This window comes from Streptococcus sp. 20925_1_77, assembly GCF_041432125.1.
Taxonomy (GTDB): Bacteria; Bacillota; Bacilli; order Lactobacillales; family Streptococcaceae; genus Streptococcus.
On sequence record NZ_JAPVZB010000008.1, the window covers coordinates 32,458 to 50,359 of the forward strand.

Genomic DNA, 17,902 nt, shown 5'->3' on the forward strand with positions numbered 1-17,902 from the left:
AAAATGCTTATGATTGGAATAACAGGTGTAACAGGGAAATTAGGCTCTTATATGGCTGATCTTGTCGATAAGAAAGGAATGGTTTCCGTGCACTTAGCACGAAGTCCAGAGCGGGCAAAAGTCTACGCGTCTGCAGAAATCCGTAAGATGGTATATGCCAATACTCTAGAGGTGGTTGAGGCCTTAAAGGGTATCGATACCTTGTTGATGGTCTCTGCTCGGGAAAATCCAGAGCGTGTCAAGGAGCACAAGGAGTTTTTAGATGCTGCAAAGCTAGCGGGGGTGCAGCATATCGTCTATACCTCCTTTTACGGAGCAGATGAAAAAGCAAGCTTTACCTTGTCTCGAGATCATGCCCAGACGGAAGCCTATATCAAGGAGTTAGGGTTCACCTACACTTTTTTGAGAGATAATTTTTACTTGGACTTCTTGATGGATATTGCGCTTGAAAATGGAGAGATTCGTGGTCCAGCAGGAAGTGGGAAGGTTTCAGCAGTTGCCCGAAAGGACACATCTAGGGTTGCAGCAGAGATTCTCTTACATGCTAAGAAATGGAAAAATCAAACCTTGAATCTAACAGGACCAGAGGAACTTTCTATGGAGGAAATCGTAGCGCTTCTCTCAAAAGAGACCGGTAAGACCATCGCGTATGTGGATGAATCGGTAGAAGAAGCTTATGAGTCACGGAAAAAATGGCCAGCACAAACATGGGAGTACGATGCCTGGGTCAGCACCTATACAGCGATTAAAGCTGGAGAACAAGCTGGGGTTTCTACAGATGTCGAAAAAGTCCTAGGGCATCCAGCAAGTAGCTTATTGGATATTCTAAGAGACAGAAAACTTATTGAGGAAAAACATGATTGAATACAAACATGTAGCCCTGCGCTACACGGAAAAGGACATTTTGAAAGATGTCAATCTCCGCATTGAAAATGGAGAATTCATGGTGCTAGTGGGTCCTTCAGGATCTGGTAAGACCACCATGATCAAGATGGTGAACCGTCTTTTGGAGCCGACAGATGGCAATATCTATATGGATGGGAAACGTATCAAGGACTATGATGAACGGGAGTTACGTCTCAGTACCGGCTATGTGCTTCAAGCCATTGCCCTATTTCCTAACTTGACCGTTGCGGAAAATATTGCTCTCATTCCTGAAATGAAGGGCTGGAGCAAGGAGCAAATCGCTTCGAAAACAGAAGAACTCTTGGCCAAGGTGGGGCTTCCTGCGGCAGACTATGCTCATCGGTTACCAAGCGAGTTATCTGGTGGGGAGCAACAGCGGATTGGCATTATTCGAGCTATCATTGGAGAGCCAAAAATTCTATTGATGGACGAACCTTTTTCAGCCTTGGATGCCATCTCCCGTAAGCAGTTGCAGGCTTTGACTAAAAAATTGCACAAAGAGTTTGGTATGACCACCATCTTCGTTACCCATGATACGGACGAGGCTTTAAAATTAGGCGACCGGATTGCAGTACTGCAAGAAGGAGAGATTGTACAAGTAGCGGATTCTGAGACCATTCTTGCCCAGCCAGCCAACGACTTTGTCGCAGATCTATTTGGAGGTGCTCACCATGTCTAAACTACTTGCAACCTTTCAAGAACGCTTTGGGGACTGGCTCGCTGCACTGGGGCAACATTTGCAACTGTCATTACTGACCTTGCTCCTTGCGATTTTTCTAGCTGTTCCTCTAGCTATTTATTTGAGTATCCACAAAAGAACAAGCAACTGGGTCTTACAGCTAGCTGGGATCTTCCAGACCATTCCTTCCATGGCTCTTCTCGGCCTCTTCATTCCCATTATGGGAATCGGGACGCTTCCGGCCTTAACAGCTCTTGTCATCTATGCCATTTTCCCCATCCTTCAAAATACCATCACTGGTTTACAAGGGATTGATCCAAGCCTTGAAGAAGCAGGGGTCGCCTTTGGGATGACCAAGTGGGAGCGACTCAAGAAGTTCGAGATTCCCTTGGCCATGCCCGTCATTATGTCTGGGATTCGCACGGCCGCTGTGATGATTATCGGGACGGCTACCCTAGCTGCCTTGATTGGAGCAGGGGGACTCGGTTCCTTTATCCTTCTAGGGATTGACCGCAATAATGCGAGTCTGATTTTGATCGGTGCCCTATCTTCTGCCTTCTTAGCCATTGCTTTTAACCTTCTTCTCAAATGGATGGAAAAGGCTAAATTGAGGACCATCTTTGCGGCCTTTGCTGTGATGGTGATTGGATTAGGAGCTTCTTATACGCAAAGTCTTCTTCCAAAACCGAAGAAAGAAAACCTGGTCATTGCTGGGAAGTTAGGTCCTGAACCTGAAATTCTCGCCAATATGTATAAGATCTTGATCGAGAAAAATACGGATATGACAGTGACCGTCAAACCGAATTTTGGCAAGACTACCTTCCTCTATGAAGCCTTGAAAAAAGGGGATATCGCTATCTATCCAGAGTTTACAGGGACTGTGACCGAAAGTCTCCTCAAGCCGGCGCCGCAAGTCGACCATGATCCAGAAGCAGTCTATCAAGCGGCTCGAGATGGGATCAAGAAACAAGACAACCTGGCCTTGCTCAAACCCATGGCTTATCAGAATACCTATGCTGTCGCGGTGCCTAAGAAAATTGCCCAAGAGTATGGCCTCAAGACCATTTCAGATTTGAAAAAGGTGGAAGGACAACTCAAGGCAGGCTTTACCTTGGAGTTTAACGATCGAGAGGACGGAAATAAGGGTTTGCAGAAGGTCTATGGTCTTCATCTACAAGTCTCCACCATGGAGCCAGCCCTTCGCTACCAGGCGATCCAGTCCGGTGACATCCAGATCACAGATGCTTACTCAACGGATGCCGAGCTGGCTCGCTATGACCTGGTGGTTCTTGAAGATGATAAGCAACTCTTTCCGCCATATCAAGGGGCGCCCCTCATGAAAGAAACTCTTCTTAAGAAACACCCTGAATTGGAAGGGATTCTCAATCAGTTGGCGGGTAAAATCACAGCAGACCAAATGAGTCAGATGAACTACCAAGTCGGAGTAGAAGGTAAGCCTGCTGCTCAAGTAGCGCGTGACTTTTTGGTAAAAGAAGGGTTTATCAAAAATTAACAAACAATTCTCAAGTCTTCGCACTTGAGGATTTTTTGATAGGAAGCAATTTTAACCCTTTTCAGCAAGCTTTTGTTATAGAGGGAGAGGCCTTCTCTTCAAAAACTCTCCATTGAGTCTAGCTTAAAATTGTGTTACAATAAGCCTTGAAAACGAATGAAAGTATATGGAAACAAGTATGAAAAAAAGGCCAGTGATTGGAATTACAGGAAATGAAAGACCCTTCCCAGATGATCCAGACGCGAACATGAGTTATGCGGCGACTGGTTTTGTCGAAGCGGTCAAAGAGGCGGGAGGAATTCCCTTGATCTTGCCAATTGGAGATGCGGACATGGCCAAACACTACATGTCGATGATTGATAAGCTCATCATTACTGGTGGTCAAAATGTCTTGCCCAAGTTTTATGGAGAAGAAATCACCATTGATAGCGACGACTACCTCTTAAAACGTGATCTTTTTGAGTTGGCCTTGATTGAGGAAGCGCGTGCGGCTAAAAAAGCGATCTTTACCGTTTGCCGTGGGACCCAACTCTACAATGTCGCTCTAGGGGGAACTCTGCATCAAGACATTGAACACCATTGGCAGGACAATCCAGGTCAGTACACCAGCCAAGAGCTGGTGACCAAGGATCAGACGGTTTTACAAGAGATCTATGGTAAGACCAGTCGCATAAATTCCTTTCACCATCAAAGTATCAAAGACTTGGCAGCTGGCTTAGAAGTAATCGCGCGGGATCCCAAAGACGGCGTCATAGAGGCGGTTCAATCCACAGATGAGAGTCGTTTTCTCGGCGTTCAGTGGCATCCGGAACTGCGTTTTGACAAGAGTCCAGCAGACCACAAACTCTTTGAATATGTTGTGAATGACTTATAATGAGGACCAGCTCTCTTAGGAATTTTTCTAAGGGAGCTTTTTCTTTAATCTGCGTAAGAAAGACTGTAAATTGTGCCTAGGTTTTGGGGGAGGATTCGCTACAATAGAGCTAGTAGAATGAGGAGGATTAGAACATGTTTCAATTTCCAAAGGATTTTTTATGGGGGAGTTCGACCTCGGGTCCACAGACAGAAGGGCGTCTAGATCAGGATGGAAAAGGTGACAATCTCTGGGATTACTGGTATAGGATCGAACCCAATCGCTTTTATCAAGGGCAGGGACCAGAGAAAACATCCACTTTTTATGAACACTGGGAAGAAGATCTGGATCTCTTGTTAGAAACCGGTCACACAGCTTTTCGGACGTCTATTCAGTGGTCCCGCATTTTCCCAGAAGGCCGAGGGGAGATCAATCAAGCGGGTGTCGATTTCTACCGTCGTGTCTTTGAAAAGATTAAGGAAAAAGGGATTCACCTCTTGGTCAACCTCTATCATTTTGATTTGCCGATGGCTCTCCAAAAGCAGGGCGATGGTTGGGAAAACAAGGAAACCGCCTATGCTTATCAAGAATATGCGCGTTTTTGTTTCAAGACCTATGGGGATCTGGTCGACCAGTGGATCACTTTTAATGAACCCATTGTCCCTGTGGAGTTTGGTTATTTTTATGATGCCCATTTTCCTCATAAGGTAGATGCAGCTGCAGCTGTAAAAGTAGCCTACCACACCCAGTTAGCAAGCTCTCTAGCGGTCAAGGCCTGTCACGAGGTGGATCCCAATTCCCGGATCGGGATTGTGCTCAATCTGACACCAGCCTACCCTCGGAGCCAGCATCCAGAAGATGTTAAAGCCGCTCGTATCGCCGAGCTCTTCCAAGCCAAATCTTTTTTAGATCCTTCTGTTCTTGGCCATTATCCTCAAGAATTAGTGAAGATCTTGCGGGAGCTTGATCTCTTGCCAGATTATGATCCCTTTGAGTTGCGCTTGATGGAGGAAAATACCGTCGACTATCTAGGTGTTAACTATTACCAACCACTCCGTGTGGCAGCTCCTCGTTATGCTCCAAATCCAGCATCTCCCTTACTCTTTGAACAATTTTATGAACCCTATGTCATGCCAGGGCGCAAGATCAATCCCCACCGAGGTTGGGAAATCTATGAGCAAGGTTTGTATGACATTGCCCAAAATATCAAGGAAAACTATGGCAATATCGAGTGGATCCTGACAGAAAATGGAATGGGGGTTGAAGGAGAGGAAAAATTCCGCAAGGATGGAGTGATCCAAGACGACTACCGGATTGACTTTGTCAAAGACCATCTTCGTGAGCTTCACCGGGCTATTCAAGATGGTGCCAACTGTAAAGGTTATTTGATCTGGACCTTTATTGACTGCTGGTCATGGCTCAATGGCTACAAGAACCGCTATGGCTTGGTTGAGTTGGACCTCGAAAGTCAAAAACGAACCCTCAAAAAATCTGGTCATTGGTTCCGTAAGTTGAGCCAGCAGAATGGATTTGAAGAGTAGAAAAAGCAACCTATCAACCAAGATGTTGATAGGTTTTTCTTAACCCCTCCTTAACTAGACCAATTTTCTTGAATTTCCTAGTTGACAAACTGGAAGAAGCATTGTATACTGACTCCGCTGGTTGCTTTTTGGTCAAATTAGACTAGACCAATTTCAAAGTAACTGAGAAATCGACCATGGGTCGTTTGACTAAGTAAAGGGGAAAGTATAGCAAGGCTATATCGTAAAAACTATGTGCGGAATCGTTGGTGTTGTAGGAAATACAAATGCTACTGATATTTTGATTCAAGGACTTGAAAAACTCGAATACCGAGGCTATGACTCTGCGGGTGTTTTTCTGGCTAGTGAAGGCAAGAGCCAATTGGTAAAGGCAGTTGGCCGTATTGCAGAATTGTCATCTAAGGCAGAAGGTGTCGAAGGGACAGCTGGGATTGGACATACCCGTTGGGCCACTCATGGAAAACCAACTGAGGACAATGCTCACCCACACCGCTCTGAAACAGGTCGCTTTGTTTTGGTCCACAATGGGGTGATTGAAAACTACCTTGAAATCAAGGAAGAATACCTAGCCGGTCACCATTTCAAGGGGCAAACAGATACAGAAATCGCAGCCCACTTGATCGGAAAATTTGCTGAAGAAGATGGCTTGTCTACGCTCGAAGCCTTCAAAAAAGCCCTCCACATCATCCGTGGGGCCTATGCTTTTGCTTTGATGGATGCGGAAGATCCAAGCACCATCTATGTGGCAAAAAATAAATCACCACTCTTGATCGGTCTTGGCGATGGTTACAATATGGTCTGTTCTGATGCCATGGCCATGATTCGTGAAACCAACCAATACATGGAAATCCATGACCAAGAGTTGGTCATTGTCAAGGCTGACAGCGTTGAAGTGCAAGACTATGATGGCAACGTCAAAGAACGGGCTAGCTACACGGCTGAACTCGACCTTTCTGATATTGGAAAAGGGACTTACCCATACTACATGCTCAAGGAAATCGATGAGCAACCAACTGTCATGCGTAAGTTGATCCAAGCCTATACAGATGAATCTGGACAAGTGGTGGTAGATCCAGCTATTATCAAGGCTGTTCAAGAAGCAGACCGCATCTATATCCTTGCGGCTGGTACCTCTTACCATGCTGGATTTGCGTCTAAAAAAATGTTGGAAGAGTTGACAGATACTCCAGTAGAACTCGGTATTTCATCTGAGTGGGGGTATGGTATGCCACTTCTTAGCAAGAAACCACTCTTCATCTTTATCAGCCAATCTGGCGAAACAGCTGATAGCCGCCAAGTATTGGTCAAAGCAAATGAAATGGGCATTCCAAGCTTGACAGTGACCAATGTTCCAGGTTCAACTCTTTCACGTGAAGCAGACATGACCATGTTGCTCCATGCTGGTCCTGAAATTGCGGTAGCTTCTACTAAGGCTTATACGGCTCAAATCGCAGCCCTTGCCTTTCTTGCTAAAGCTGTTGGGGAAGCCAATGGCAATGAGAAGGCCAAAGCCTTTGATTTGGTGCACGAATTGTCTATCGTTGCCCAATCGATCGAATCAACCCTTTCAGAAAAAGAAGTCATCGATGAAAAAGTTCGTGGCTTGTTGGAAACAGCCCGCAATGCTTTCTATATCGGACGTGGCCAAGACTACTATGTTGCTATGGAAGCCAGTCTGAAATTAAAAGAAATTTCTTACATCCAATGTGAAGGCTTCGCTGCGGGTGAGTTGAAACACGGTACTATCGCTCTGATCGAAGAGGGTACACCGGTCATCGCTCTCTTGTCTGATCCAGTCCTAGCCAGCCACACACGTGGAAACATCCAAGAAGTGGCAGCACGTGGGGCTCATGTTTTAACCATTGCAGAAGAAAATGTCGCTAAAGAGACAGATGATTTGGTCTTGACAGCAGTTCACCCTTACCTCTCTCCAATCTCAATGGTGGTGCCAACCCAATTGATTGCCTACTTTGCAACCCTTCATCGTGGGCTCGATGTTGATAAACCACGGAACCTTGCTAAGTCTGTAACAGTTGAATAAAATTATCCATATAGAAAAAAACATCCTCGTTAGGTTTTTCCTAGCGAGGATGTTTGCTTTATTTATCAAAACCTTGCAAGGCTTTGAGGCGTTCTTCTGTTTGTCCCTTGGCATCTAGTTTTTTACCTTGGTAAACAGCAGATTCCCATGATCCATACATTGGATTTGGGAAGATGATGAATTTTTCACCAAATTCTTTTTGCAATTCGTCCAATTTCTTGTCGCGATCAGCTTCAGAGGTCTTAGAGAAGTCTGCAAAGTCAACCAGGTTGTCCCCAAAGAGCAAGACAAGATTGGTCTTTTCTTGTACAGTTTGGCGACGGCCTTCTTTTGATTTGACGCCATCTTCTAAGAACATGAGGTGGTCACGTCCTTGAACAGGAATGCCTTCTTTTTCAAGGTTCTTAATGGTATCATCTACTTGAGAGGTTGTACGGTCAGAAATGTAGTAGATTTGAACCCCGTTTTGATCCGCATATTGAAGGAAATCTTTGGCACCTGGCACCGCTTTTGCGGCTGCTTTTTTCACCCAAACATCCCAATCTTTAGGATTGAAGGCCGTACCATCTTTGACGTTTTGAACTTGGTAAGGGCTGTTGTCTAAAACAGTTTCGTCCAAATCCAAGACGATGGAATAAGGCTTATCAGAAGGAGTTTGGAGGATCTCTTTCAAACGGTCAGTAGCGACATTGTAGCCTTGTAAATACAAAGCCTTAGTTTCAGCTGCCTTTTGGTACCAAAGGACAGACATGGTATTTTCTTGTGAGCGCTGTTGATCATAGGTCATCGTCACCTGATTTTTAGTGCTGCTTGCTTTTGTCTCTTGCGTTTTGTTGGTGTTGCTTCCACAACTCGTCAGTAAAATGACAGAAGCAAGAGCAGAAACGATGGTAAAGGTGGTTTTTGTTGTTTTCATAAACCGTACACTCCTTAAAATTATTCTATAAAAATTATACTCCTTTCAATCTTGCCTGACAAGAAAGAGAAGAAGGTGTCTAGGAATCGGTGAAAAGAAAAAAGAAGGAAAAACGCTGCTATGAAAGGTTTCTTCGCCTCAACATATGCTATATTTTCCTTTAAAAGAAGGGATATAGTTTTCTGCTATAACCGGATCAAGAAAAGATCAAAGCATCCCTTTTCTTCTAAAATGAAAGAATAAAGAAAGATACCCGCAAGTCCCTATTTTCAAGGACTTGCGTTTTTTTGATACCTTTTTTAATAAAGAAATTTTAAGGCCTTGATAGGGAAAATATATTAGTCAGCTACTTTTCGAGGTGATATCATGGTTACAAATTCCAGAAGGAAAGCAGTTAGCCTTTCTATTGGAGAAATATTGAGGAGGATTCACAGTATGAGTAAAAAAGAATTGGTTCTTCGTGCCATTCGAGGCGAAACAGTAGAACGAATCCCTGTAGGATTTTGGCTCCATTATGTGACCCAAGAAGAAAAAGAATTGGGTCTAGACAATCCGGCTGTAGTAGCAAAAAGTATTAAGGGCCACCAACACTATGTAGAAGAAATTTCACCTGATTTTGTCAAGATCATGAGTGATGGCTTCTTCCGCTATCCGAGTGCTCTTTATTCGAGAGAGATCAGATCGATCCGAGAATTGAAGGATATTCAACCGATTGGAGAGCATCATCCATGGATTGAAAAACAAATCGAGGTGGTCAAGGAAATTTGTTCTCATTTCCATGAAGAGATTGCTTCTTTCTACAATATCTTCTCGCCCATTTCTTATTTGAAACGCTGGTTCCGTACGGATCAATCTCGTGGAGACCAAGTGATTGCAGACTTTATCAAGGAAGATCCAGAAACTTTAGCTCATGTCCTTGACGTGATTGCAGGAGACATCGCTACTTTAAGTCGTCGCTTGATCCAAGAAGCAGGTATTGAAGGTATTTACTTTTCAACCCAGCAGATCCAAGATGAGCGTGTGACAGATGAAGAATACCGCAAGTTCATTGAGCCTAGCAGCATCGCTGTCCTAGAAGCAGCCAATGAAGCTGGAGGCATCAATATCCTTCATATCTGTGGTTTTGAAGGGGCCAGCAATGAAGTGGAGCTCTTCAAGGATTATCCAGCTCAAGTCATTAACTGGGCGACCCATCATGAAGGCCTTAGCCTAGCCGCAGGTCGTAAACTTTTCGGCGATCGTGCCGTTTTGGGTGGCTTTGTCAATGGCAAAAAAGGCTTGCTCTATCAAGGGGAACGAGAAGCTATTGAGCAAGAAACGCGTCGCTTGGTGGCTGAAGCCGGAAGTCGTGGTTTGATCCTTGGAGCAGACTGTACCGTACCAGATGATTTCCAATTGGAACGCTTAGATTGGGTGCGTCAAGCAGCTGTATTGTAAGAAGAAAGGAGAGGGAGATGAAAAAGATCAGTGGATGGTGCATCCTGGTAACCGTTTTGTTTTTGCTTTTAGGGCTTAGTAAAGTCGCTCTTGCAAGTAGTCAGGGGAAAGCAAAGAAAGATCCAGATATGGCAAGACTGGAGAAAATTCCAGCCCATAGTCTCTCCCTCCTTCGCCCGTCTGATCTAGCAGGAATTCTTCTTCTCGAAGATCAGTGATAAAAAAAGATGAAGAGCTTGATAAAAAATATATATTAGTCAAAGCATCATTGAAGTGATAAGATAACAAACAAGAAAAGATAGAACGAGGTAAGAACATGTCATCAAAAAGAGAATTAGTGTTAAAAGCTTTCAAAGGAGAAGCAGTTGACCGTGTGCCAGTTGGATTTTGGCATCATTTTACAACAGAAGAAGAATGGTTGAAAGGATTTTCTAATCCGGAAATTATTGAAAAAAACCTCAATGGCCATAAAAACTTCCTTCACAAGGTCAAACCAGACTTTGTCAAACTCATGAGTGATGGTTACTTTGCTTATCCAAACCCAGCCATTCACAAAGGCCTTGAAAATATCTCTGACTTAGCAGGGATTGAACCACTCGGAGCAGATCATCCATGGATCACAGAGCAAGTAGAGCTGGTTAAAAAAATCCGTGCCGGTTTTGAAGAAGACATTGTGGCTATCTACAATATCTTTGCTCCGGTGACCTACTTCAAATGGTTGGTCGGAGAAGTTTCAGGAGGAGATGACTTGATCGCAAACTTCATCGATCAAGATGCAGCAACTCTTAAAAAAGTATTGGATACAATTGGCCAAGACATTGCAAGTTTGAGCCAACGAATTATTAAAGAAGCAGGAGCAGACGGGATCTACCTCAGTGTTCAAAGTATCCAAGATGCGCGAGTTACACAAGAAGTTTATAAAAACATTATTGCACCGAGTGAACTCCATGTCTTAGAGGCAGCCAATGAAGCCGGTGGCGTAAATATTCTTCATATCTGTGGCTACGAAGGAGCCCGCAATGATATCCATCTCTTCACAGACTACCCAGCCCAAGTCATTAACTGGGCAGTCGGACCAGAAGGCATCAGCCTAGCAGAAGGACGCGAAATCTTCGGTGGACGCACGGTTCTTGGTGGTTTTGAAAATGGCAAAAATGGTCTTCTCTACACAGGAGACAAGGTTGCGATCCAAGCAGAAACCAAACGCATCATCGCAGAAACAGGAACCACAGGCTTGGTCATTGGTGCCGATTGTACGATTCCAAGTGACATTGATGAAGAACGAATCGAATGGGTTCGTGAAGCTGCAGCAGAATAAGGAAAATAGAAAAAGGGAGAACAAAGTATGAGTAAAAAAACATGGATTATCGGTGGGGTGGCAGTTCTTGCCATTGCAGGTGCAACCATTCTTGGACGGAGCTTGAACCATGCAAACGACAGCAAAGGCTCAACAGGATCTAACAAGGTAACAACCTTGAAAGTAGCCCACACTCAAAACTATGTACCGTATGATTTCGTTGATGAAAAAGGAGAATCAGATGGCTATGAAGTAGCCGTTCTCAAAGCCATTGACGAAAAACTACCAGACTACAAGTTTGAGTACACTGGAACAAGTGATGACGATCTCTTGATCGGTCTAGAATCTGGTAAATACGATATCGGAACCAAAGGAGCTTGGTATACCGAAGAACGTGCCAAGAAATTTATCATTCCAAAAGAACCAATCGGTGCAAGTATCATCGGATTTACCGTCCGGAAAGAAGATGCGAATAAATACAAGAACATCGATGACTTCGCTAAAGAAAAAGGAAAATTGGTTCCAATTTCACCACAAAATGCACAATGGAATGTTATTAAAGAATACAATGAAAAGCATAAGGACCAACAAATCGAATTAACAGCTGCGGAATCTTTCAAAGTCGCAGATGCTTATGCTTGGGTTCTTGAAGGACGTTACGATGCCTTCTTTGACATCAAACTTTCCTTTGAAAAAGCTGTCACAGATAAAGATGGTTCTTACCACCAATATGCGGACAAACTTAGCTGGTTTGCCTACAAAGGAATTCCAACTTACCCATTGATCCATAAGGATAAGAAAAACGAAAAATTTGCGGAAGCATACAGCAAGGCTATCAAAGAATTGGAAAAAGATGGGACACTTGCTAAATTGTCGAAAAAATATTTCGGTGAAGATGTCTTCAGTTATGTAGATAAAGAGAAATAAGATGGAACTGGGTGCGCATAGCCCCAGCTTCCTTATTTCTATCCGGATACAGAAAGGAAAAGAAACATGGTCTCATACGACATTTCCAAGGTTTGGTCATTTCTTCCAACCTTGGTCCAAGCTCTACCAGCGACCCTAGCTTTGATGGTTTTAACGACGGTTCTCGGTTCTGCATTTGGCTTGGTTTTGACCTGGGCACAAGTATCAGAAGATAAGGTAGGAGCAGGTCTGGCAAAAGGTTATGTCTTTACCTTGCGTTGTACCCCTCCGATTGTCTTGCTCTTTTTGGTCTTTTATGGACTGCCCCAATTTTTGAACTGGTGGTTGGGCATTGACATTGACCACTGGTCCAAGTTTGTCTTTGTCCTTGTTGCCATGTTTCTTCTCTTTGCTGCGATGATCTCTGAGGTCTTCAAGGCAGCCTATTTGGCCATTCCAAAAGGTCAGATGGAAGCGGGCTTGAGTATTGGCTTGACGCCGGCTCAAACCATTTGGCGGATTGTCCTTCCTCAAGCCTTTCGCGTGGCTCTTCCAAATATGACAACTGCCATCTTGAACCTCATGCGCGATGCCGCTTTGGCTTACACCATTGGCTTTATCGATATCATGGGAGCAGGAAATAACTTGATCAGCCGCAATCTTGGGAATTATTCCCTCGAGACTTATACAGCTGTAGCAGTGATCTACTGGGCGATTGCCCTTGTGATCTCCTTCTCCGCTCAATTGCTTGAAAAACGACTCAGCGTAACAGAAAGGTAGCTTATGGATTTCAATTTTATTAGTAAAACATTTCTAGCCACCTTGGGTGGTGTTCCAGTGACCCTTCTGATCATGGTCGTATCGATTCTCTTGAGTTTTTTTCCAGCCCTCTTTTTGGCGCTCGGTCAGATCTACAAGGTCAAAGGGGTTCGCAGTTTCTCAGTGGTTTACTTAGCCTTTATTCGCGCGACGCCTCCGATTCTCTTGATTCTCTTCTTTTATAGTCTCTTTCCTAGCCTCTTGAATAGCTTTTTTAAGAGCATAGGCAGTCACTTTAATGTCTTTGAGATCAATCCCATTTACTATGCCTTTATCATCTTTAGCTTGATGACAACGGGGAGTCTTGCAGAAATTCTCCGGTCAGCTATTCTGACTGTGGATAAGGGCCAGCTAGAAGCAGCGCAAGCCATTGGTTTGACCAACCGCCAAGCTTATATCCGAATTGTTTTTCCTCAAGCCTTGCGTTCAGCCCTTCCTAATTTGTGTAACCTGGTCATCAACTTGGTCAAAGGAACTTCCCTTGTCTTTGTCATGACGATCAAGGATATCACCGCCATTGCCAAGGTCGAAGCCTCTTATGGTTATCAATATTTTGAATCCTATCTCGTGATTTTTATTCTTTATATTATCATTTGTGGGGTGATTCAGTGGGGATTCAACCTCTTGGAAAAACGCCTGACACTCGCATAGAAGAAGGAGAAATAAGAAGATGTTAGAAGTAGAACACGTATCGAAAAAATTTAAGGACCACCAAGTCCTGGTAGATGTTAATCTCAAGGTCAACCAAGGGGATGTCGTCGTTATTTTGGGTCCATCTGGATCAGGAAAAACAACCTTCCTTCGCTGCCTCAATCACTTAGAAAAGGCAGATACAGGCCACCTAACCCTAGGTGGAAAAGCATATGACCTCTCAAAACTCAGCAAAAAGGAAATTTTAGAAATTCGTCAAAAGACAGCCTTTGTTTTTCAGCATTACAATCTATTTGCCAACAAAACAGCACTTGAAAATATCTTGGAAGGATTGATTGTAGCTCGTAAGATTCCAAAAGAAGAAGCCATCCAACGGGCAGAATCCGCCCTTGAAAAAGTTGGTCTCCTCGCTTACAAGGATTACTATCCTTCTCAATTGTCAGGTGGTCAGCAGCAGCGGATCGGAATCGCACGTGCTATCGCAGTAAAACCAGACGTGATCTTGCTGGACGAGCCGACTTCAGCGTTAGACCCAGAATTGGTTGGGGATGTCTTAGATGTCATGAAACAGCTAGCCCAAGAAGGAGTGACCATGGTTGTCGTAACCCATGAGATGGGCTTTGCGCGTGATGTGGCCAACCACGTTATCTTTATGGACGGCGGACACATCATCGAAGAAAACGAACCCCATGAATTCTTCAATAGTCCAAAGGAAGAACGGACCAAACAATTCCTTTCACGGATTTTATCTGATGCTACTTATAGCGTCGAATACATGATTTAACAAGAGACACACCTATGTAGGGTGTGTTTTTTGGATTCTGGAAAAAATTTTAAAATTTAGCTCATTTTTTAAAAATCATTACGAATAATATAAGTGAGAGGGAAATATGACTGATAAAAAACAACGATTTGTACTACTATTCTTACTGACTATGTTTCTAGGAGGTTGCAGTCTTTTTACGGATAAAGCTGCTGAGAGAAGGGAAATGATTCAGATTGCAGAAAGCACGAAAATGGAGCGAGCGATAAAACACTTGTTAATCAGTATCGATCCGAAAGCTTTCACTTCAGAAGGAGTCATTCACTCCTATACCCTGATAAAAGGTAAATTGGAATACAACCCAATGGGAGGCATGAATGTCTATCTCGTTATCAATGGCGATAAAAAGTTAACGATCGATACGACTATTCAAATGGAAGATTCAGGACAGTTTGAAGCAGGTAGTTACGGTATTTCAGCAAAATTAGATGATCTGTTAAGTAAAGCAGAAGAGACTGGGAAATAAACTCATTTAGGTAAATACCCCTAATATAGGTAAATAGAAACATTTCTGTATCAAAACCAATATGTTACATTAATAGCTAGTGCTTGTAACGATTTGGCAACATTTTTTAACAAAAGTAACATTTCAGGTATGAATAGAATTTTGTATAATAAATTCTAAGAAACCTGAAGAAAGAATGGGAAGAAGATGAAAAAAAGTAAATTTATTGTGTTGATAATGGTAGTATTTAGCCTGAGCTTAGGGGGATGTAGCTTTTTAAATGGACAATCTGCCAAGAAACAAGAAATGATTCAAATCGCAGAGAGTAAGAAGATGAAGGTAGCGATTGAGAATATGTTAAAGGATATTGATCCTGAAGCATTAACTCCGCAGGGGAAAATACACTCGTATAAAATCTTGAAAAATCAATTGGAATACAATCCAATGGGTGGTATGAATGTATATTTGGAAGTCAATAATGATGAAAAACTAACTATTGATACTACTGTTCATATGGAAGATTCGGGAGAATTTGAGGCTGGAAGTTATGGTATTTCTGCAGAGTTAAGTCGTTTACTGAGGGGAGATGAATATGGTAAATAACACAAATTTTTCAGACAGACAGCATGTAGAAGCATCATTAATTGAATATAGATCATTAAAATTAGGAAAAAATCAAAAAATTAAAGAAGGTAGTGAATATGTTGGCAATGTTTCTCACATTTATGATAGTATAAATGGCAATGAAGAACAGGTCTTCGTACTGACGGATAGTGGCAAGGGTGTTGAACAAGATCCAGTCCCCTATACTGCTTCAGATGATGCGCGCGCCCAGATCCATGACGTGACAGTCTTGATGAAGGGATCTGAAACTGAAATAAGTACACAAAAATTACTCCATGATACGTTTACGGATTGGGTAAAGACAGATTTGCCGGCAGCTTCCAATATTTTGAACCCTGGTGGTGCGAGCGAGTATGCAACCGAATATGCGAAGAATTATGCGCGAGATAAGGCTAAAGATGGTTTTAACAATGCTGTAGAAGCTCTTGAAGATGCAATTATTCCTACATCAGTTAATCTTCCACCGGAGGCCACTCCCTTAGGTAGATTCATACAAAAAGCGATGGACAATCCTTTCAGCAATTTCGTACAGGAAAAAGCATCAGATATGGTCGGATTTTTTGCAGAAAGGACAGCCGAAGAACAGGTTAGATTTCCTACTTTAATGGGAGCTGCTTTTTTAAAAAAATACAATGACGAAAACGGTACTTTCCCACCTCCGCAATTTAAAGATGCTGCAGCTCATTTGAAAGAGGTGATCCGAAAATACCCCAATGCCAAGATAGATCTATACGGTCACTCTCTGGGGTCTATGAATATTCAGTATGCGCTTGCTTGTTTGACGGAAGAGGAAGCTTCTCATATTGGGACCGTCCATCTATACAATGGCCCTAATGCCTATCCTATCTTAACACCCGAGCAAAAAGTGCGTATAGATTCGCTGAAGTACAAAATCTACAACCACATTGACCATAAAGATTTGGTTAGCTTGGGCTATCAGGATTCTGGAAGCAAGGAATCCAGTGGGATTGTCAAGCACCTCAAAACGAAGAATTTGAAAAATACCGGCTTGCAGCACATGATGCATGGTTATATCTATGATAAGGATGGGAATTTGGTTCTTGAAAAGGGAACGGAAGCCATCACTCGGAAGGAAATCATTGAAGAGCGGATGAAGGTTTACTATCGCCTAAAGGATAAATTGCAAAAAACAGGTGGTGGACTGAGCTCAAGTGAACGGATTTATCTTGATGCTTTGCAGGCGCGCTTGGCTTCTGATGAGCTGATTCGAGTAGTGGATGAAGGGCTGGAGCAAGCTCAGAAATCTAAGGTACAACTGGATACAGATTTAGAAGCTTTGGAGAAAGTATTACAGACCGTTCCGAAAGGCTTCATTCTCAATCTTGCAGAAGTAGAAGAGGCCTATGCACAGGCTGGTGCAACAAGGCAAACAGTTGTCACTGAAGTAAGAGAAAGGTTCGACAACCGTTTGGCTGCGTATCAGTCCTTGTCGAATGAATTTCATACTTTAAACGAGCAAGTGAATGCAGGAATTGAGCTCTTAAAAACGAAAGATCAAAAAATTGCAGGAGAAATGAACCAGTGGGAACAACTAGCTTATTAATGTCATCTACTCCTTCGAAAAGGGAAAAGCAACTAGATCACTTGGAAAGAGAATTTCAAAAAGCGCGCTTGGAGCTCGATGAAAAGCGTTGCTTGGTGGAAAGAAAACAGCAGCTCTTTACCCGGATGTTGGAAGAAGAGTATGCGATGGCAGCTTCCTTTTTACAAAAGCAGGAGGTTGATAGCAGTTGTGCATGGGAGTCCCTTCATCGCTGTATAGAAGAGTATGATCTCGAAGCTAGAGATGCAGCGCAAGTAGCCATAAAACAGATCGATACTGAAGAAGAGAATTTATGGCAATCCTACCGTAAAGAGAGATGCCAGTTGGAAGAGGAAATTGCACAAGATAAAGTTTCATAGTATAGAAGAGGAGGAAGTATGGGTGATAGTCCTGTCAAAGATTTCTTTGATTTAGATATGAAAGATAAGATGAGGATCATCGAAAGCAGAAAGAAACTTGAAAAAGAATTAATACGGGTTGTCTATGCCCCCATTTTATTGACCTGCAAGGCAGGAGTCGAGAAACGCTTCAATGATGAATTGACTGTAATTGCAACAGTAGCTGAAGAAGACGTACAGGTAGTCGGAAAGCAACTGGACCAATCCATGGTGGGGCAATTTGCTAAAAATGTACAGACAGCTATTCAAGAAAAAGCTGGGAAATTTAAATCTATCTAGCCAAGAACTTCCATTTAAATATGGAATCTGGAGTAACATCCAGATTTTTTTAATAAATTTAAAAAATTATGTAAAAAAGTGTTGACAAAGAAATCAGTCTGCGTTATAATAATTTATGTAAACAAAAAGAGGTTGGAAACACCTACTGGTTTACAAGATCAATAGTGGAAAGGAGATGGTAATATGCTATTTCCAGAATTAAGACAACTA

19 protein-coding genes are annotated in these 17,902 nt (G+C 42.9%); 18 read left to right on the forward strand and 1 reads right to left on the reverse strand.

From position 1 onward, the window contains the following. The first annotated feature begins 9 nt into the window (after nucleotides 1-9). The 6 genes from O3626_RS05765 to glmS all read left to right on the forward strand — a co-directional run bounded on the left by O3626_RS05765 (nucleotide 10) and on the right by glmS (nucleotide 7,533). The gene (locus O3626_RS05765) at nucleotides 10-864 is read left to right on the forward strand and encodes an SDR family oxidoreductase (RefSeq protein ID WP_371495783.1); all 855 of its coding nucleotides are present in this window, start codon (nucleotides 10-12) and stop codon (nucleotides 862-864) included. Continuing rightward, nucleotides 857-1,585 (forward strand): ABC transporter ATP-binding protein, encoded by a 729-nt coding sequence (locus O3626_RS05770; protein ID WP_129824475.1) that lies wholly within the window; start codon nucleotides 857-859, stop codon nucleotides 1,583-1,585. Before O3626_RS05765 ends, O3626_RS05770 begins: the two co-directional genes overlap by 8 nt. Further along, nucleotides 1,578-3,098: an ABC transporter permease/substrate-binding protein gene (locus tag O3626_RS05775; protein ID WP_371495786.1), complete on the forward strand. Its 1,521-nt coding sequence runs from the start codon at nucleotides 1,578-1,580 to the stop codon at nucleotides 3,096-3,098. Before O3626_RS05770 ends, O3626_RS05775 begins: the two co-directional genes overlap by 8 nt. A 178-nt stretch (nucleotides 3,099-3,276) precedes the next feature. Continuing rightward, on the forward strand, nucleotides 3,277-3,972 hold the full coding sequence (locus tag O3626_RS05780; protein WP_371495788.1) for a gamma-glutamyl-gamma-aminobutyrate hydrolase family protein: 696 nt from the start codon (nucleotides 3,277-3,279) through the stop codon (nucleotides 3,970-3,972). A gap of 134 nt (nucleotides 3,973-4,106) precedes the next feature. Continuing rightward, entirely contained in the window at nucleotides 4,107-5,492 is a 1,386-nt protein-coding gene (locus O3626_RS05785) for a glycoside hydrolase family 1 protein (RefSeq protein ID WP_371495790.1), read from the forward strand. 232 nt (nucleotides 5,493-5,724) lie between these two features. Beyond that, nucleotides 5,725-7,533: a glutamine--fructose-6-phosphate transaminase (isomerizing) gene (gene glmS / locus O3626_RS05790; RefSeq protein WP_371495792.1), complete on the forward strand. Its 1,809-nt coding sequence runs from the start codon at nucleotides 5,725-5,727 to the stop codon at nucleotides 7,531-7,533. Nucleotides 7,534-7,591: 58 nt separating this feature from the next. On the opposite strand, the gene O3626_RS05795 is transcribed toward glmS, so the two are convergent. After that, nucleotides 7,592-8,449: a 5'-nucleotidase, lipoprotein e(P4) family gene (locus O3626_RS05795; protein ID WP_045759042.1), complete on the reverse strand. Its 858-nt coding sequence runs from the start codon at nucleotides 8,447-8,449 to the stop codon at nucleotides 7,592-7,594. A 435-nt stretch (nucleotides 8,450-8,884) separates the two neighbouring features. Between O3626_RS05795 and O3626_RS05800 the strand changes: the two genes are divergently transcribed. The 12 genes from O3626_RS05800 (at nucleotide 8,885) to O3626_RS05855 (ending at nucleotide 17,692) form a co-directional block, all read left to right on the forward strand. Continuing rightward, a complete protein-coding gene (locus tag O3626_RS05800) occupies nucleotides 8,885-9,886 on the forward strand; it encodes a uroporphyrinogen decarboxylase family protein (RefSeq protein WP_049482361.1) in 1,002 nt (333 codons plus the stop codon). A 17-nt stretch (nucleotides 9,887-9,903) separates the two neighbouring features. Then, complete coding sequence (locus O3626_RS05805; RefSeq protein WP_070674749.1) at nucleotides 9,904-10,104, forward strand: hypothetical protein; 201 nt, start codon at nucleotides 9,904-9,906, stop codon at nucleotides 10,102-10,104. 98 nt (nucleotides 10,105-10,202) lie between these two features. After that, nucleotides 10,203-11,204, forward strand: coding sequence for a uroporphyrinogen decarboxylase family protein (locus O3626_RS05810; protein ID WP_247919804.1), 1,002 nt, complete (start codon nucleotides 10,203-10,205; stop codon nucleotides 11,202-11,204). A 27-nt stretch (nucleotides 11,205-11,231) separates the two neighbouring features. Next, nucleotides 11,232-12,110: a transporter substrate-binding domain-containing protein gene (locus tag O3626_RS05815; protein WP_003004175.1), complete on the forward strand. Its 879-nt coding sequence runs from the start codon at nucleotides 11,232-11,234 to the stop codon at nucleotides 12,108-12,110. 66 nt (nucleotides 12,111-12,176) lie between these two features. After that, nucleotides 12,177-12,869 (forward strand): amino acid ABC transporter permease, encoded by a 693-nt coding sequence (locus O3626_RS05820; protein ID WP_045759047.1) that lies wholly within the window; start codon nucleotides 12,177-12,179, stop codon nucleotides 12,867-12,869. A 3-nt stretch (nucleotides 12,870-12,872) separates the two neighbouring features. After that, nucleotides 12,873-13,559, forward strand: a complete 687-nt coding sequence (locus O3626_RS05825; protein WP_070505347.1) for an amino acid ABC transporter permease — start codon at nucleotides 12,873-12,875, stop codon at nucleotides 13,557-13,559. A gap of 19 nt (nucleotides 13,560-13,578) precedes the next feature. Beyond that, on the forward strand, nucleotides 13,579-14,343 hold the full coding sequence (locus O3626_RS05830; protein WP_070505348.1) for an amino acid ABC transporter ATP-binding protein: 765 nt from the start codon (nucleotides 13,579-13,581) through the stop codon (nucleotides 14,341-14,343). 106 nt (nucleotides 14,344-14,449) lie between these two features. After that, the gene (locus O3626_RS05835; protein WP_223325219.1) at nucleotides 14,450-14,848 is read left to right on the forward strand and encodes a DUF1310 family protein; all 399 of its coding nucleotides are present in this window, start codon (nucleotides 14,450-14,452) and stop codon (nucleotides 14,846-14,848) included. A gap of 186 nt (nucleotides 14,849-15,034) precedes the next feature. Further along, on the forward strand, nucleotides 15,035-15,430 hold the full coding sequence (locus O3626_RS05840) for a DUF1310 family protein (protein ID WP_371495797.1): 396 nt from the start codon (nucleotides 15,035-15,037) through the stop codon (nucleotides 15,428-15,430). Further along, nucleotides 15,420-17,015, forward strand: a complete 1,596-nt coding sequence (locus O3626_RS05845; protein ID WP_371495799.1) for a hypothetical protein — start codon at nucleotides 15,420-15,422, stop codon at nucleotides 17,013-17,015. The genes O3626_RS05840 and O3626_RS05845 overlap by 11 nt, the downstream gene beginning before the upstream one ends. Beyond that, the gene (locus O3626_RS05850; RefSeq protein WP_049514938.1) at nucleotides 16,994-17,374 is read left to right on the forward strand and encodes a hypothetical protein; all 381 of its coding nucleotides are present in this window, start codon (nucleotides 16,994-16,996) and stop codon (nucleotides 17,372-17,374) included. Before O3626_RS05845 ends, O3626_RS05850 begins: the two co-directional genes overlap by 22 nt. Nucleotides 17,375-17,392: 18 nt before the next feature. After that, nucleotides 17,393-17,692, forward strand: a complete 300-nt coding sequence (locus O3626_RS05855) for a hypothetical protein (RefSeq protein ID WP_371495801.1) — start codon at nucleotides 17,393-17,395, stop codon at nucleotides 17,690-17,692. Nucleotides 17,693-17,902: the final 210 nt, after the last annotated feature.

What these genes read in the sequence shown, in the direction of transcription:
- O3626_RS05800 (WP_049482361.1), top strand. Translation starts at nt 8,885, where the DNA reads ATGAGTAAAAAAGAATTGGTTCTTCGTGCCATTCGAGGCGAAACAGTA.
- O3626_RS05780 (WP_371495788.1), top strand. Translation starts at nt 3,277, where the DNA reads ATGAAAAAAAGGCCAGTGATTGGAATTACAGGAAATGAAAGACCCTTC.
- O3626_RS05845 (WP_371495799.1), top strand. Translation starts at nt 15,420, where the DNA reads ATGGTAAATAACACAAATTTTTCAGACAGACAGCATGTAGAAGCATCA.
- O3626_RS05810 (WP_247919804.1), top strand. Translation starts at nt 10,203, where the DNA reads ATGTCATCAAAAAGAGAATTAGTGTTAAAAGCTTTCAAAGGAGAAGCA.
- O3626_RS05795 (WP_045759042.1), bottom strand. Translation starts at nt 8,449, where the DNA reads ATGAAAACAACAAAAACCACCTTTACCATCGTTTCTGCTCTTGCTTCT.
- O3626_RS05835 (WP_223325219.1), top strand. Translation starts at nt 14,450, where the DNA reads ATGACTGATAAAAAACAACGATTTGTACTACTATTCTTACTGACTATG.
- O3626_RS05770 (WP_129824475.1), top strand. Translation starts at nt 857, where the DNA reads ATGATTGAATACAAACATGTAGCCCTGCGCTACACGGAAAAGGACATT.
- O3626_RS05775 (WP_371495786.1), top strand. Translation starts at nt 1,578, where the DNA reads ATGTCTAAACTACTTGCAACCTTTCAAGAACGCTTTGGGGACTGGCTC.
- O3626_RS05855 (WP_371495801.1), top strand. Translation starts at nt 17,393, where the DNA reads ATGGGTGATAGTCCTGTCAAAGATTTCTTTGATTTAGATATGAAAGAT.
- O3626_RS05840 (WP_371495797.1), top strand. Translation starts at nt 15,035, where the DNA reads ATGAAAAAAAGTAAATTTATTGTGTTGATAATGGTAGTATTTAGCCTG.
- O3626_RS05830 (WP_070505348.1), top strand. Translation starts at nt 13,579, where the DNA reads ATGTTAGAAGTAGAACACGTATCGAAAAAATTTAAGGACCACCAAGTC.
- O3626_RS05815 (WP_003004175.1), top strand. Translation starts at nt 11,232, where the DNA reads ATGAGTAAAAAAACATGGATTATCGGTGGGGTGGCAGTTCTTGCCATT.
- glmS (WP_371495792.1), top strand. Translation starts at nt 5,725, where the DNA reads ATGTGCGGAATCGTTGGTGTTGTAGGAAATACAAATGCTACTGATATT.
- O3626_RS05765 (WP_371495783.1), top strand. Translation starts at nt 10, where the DNA reads ATGATTGGAATAACAGGTGTAACAGGGAAATTAGGCTCTTATATGGCT.
- O3626_RS05820 (WP_045759047.1), top strand. Translation starts at nt 12,177, where the DNA reads ATGGTCTCATACGACATTTCCAAGGTTTGGTCATTTCTTCCAACCTTG.
- O3626_RS05805 (WP_070674749.1), top strand. Translation starts at nt 9,904, where the DNA reads ATGAAAAAGATCAGTGGATGGTGCATCCTGGTAACCGTTTTGTTTTTG.
- O3626_RS05785 (WP_371495790.1), top strand. Translation starts at nt 4,107, where the DNA reads ATGTTTCAATTTCCAAAGGATTTTTTATGGGGGAGTTCGACCTCGGGT.
- O3626_RS05825 (WP_070505347.1), top strand. Translation starts at nt 12,873, where the DNA reads ATGGATTTCAATTTTATTAGTAAAACATTTCTAGCCACCTTGGGTGGT.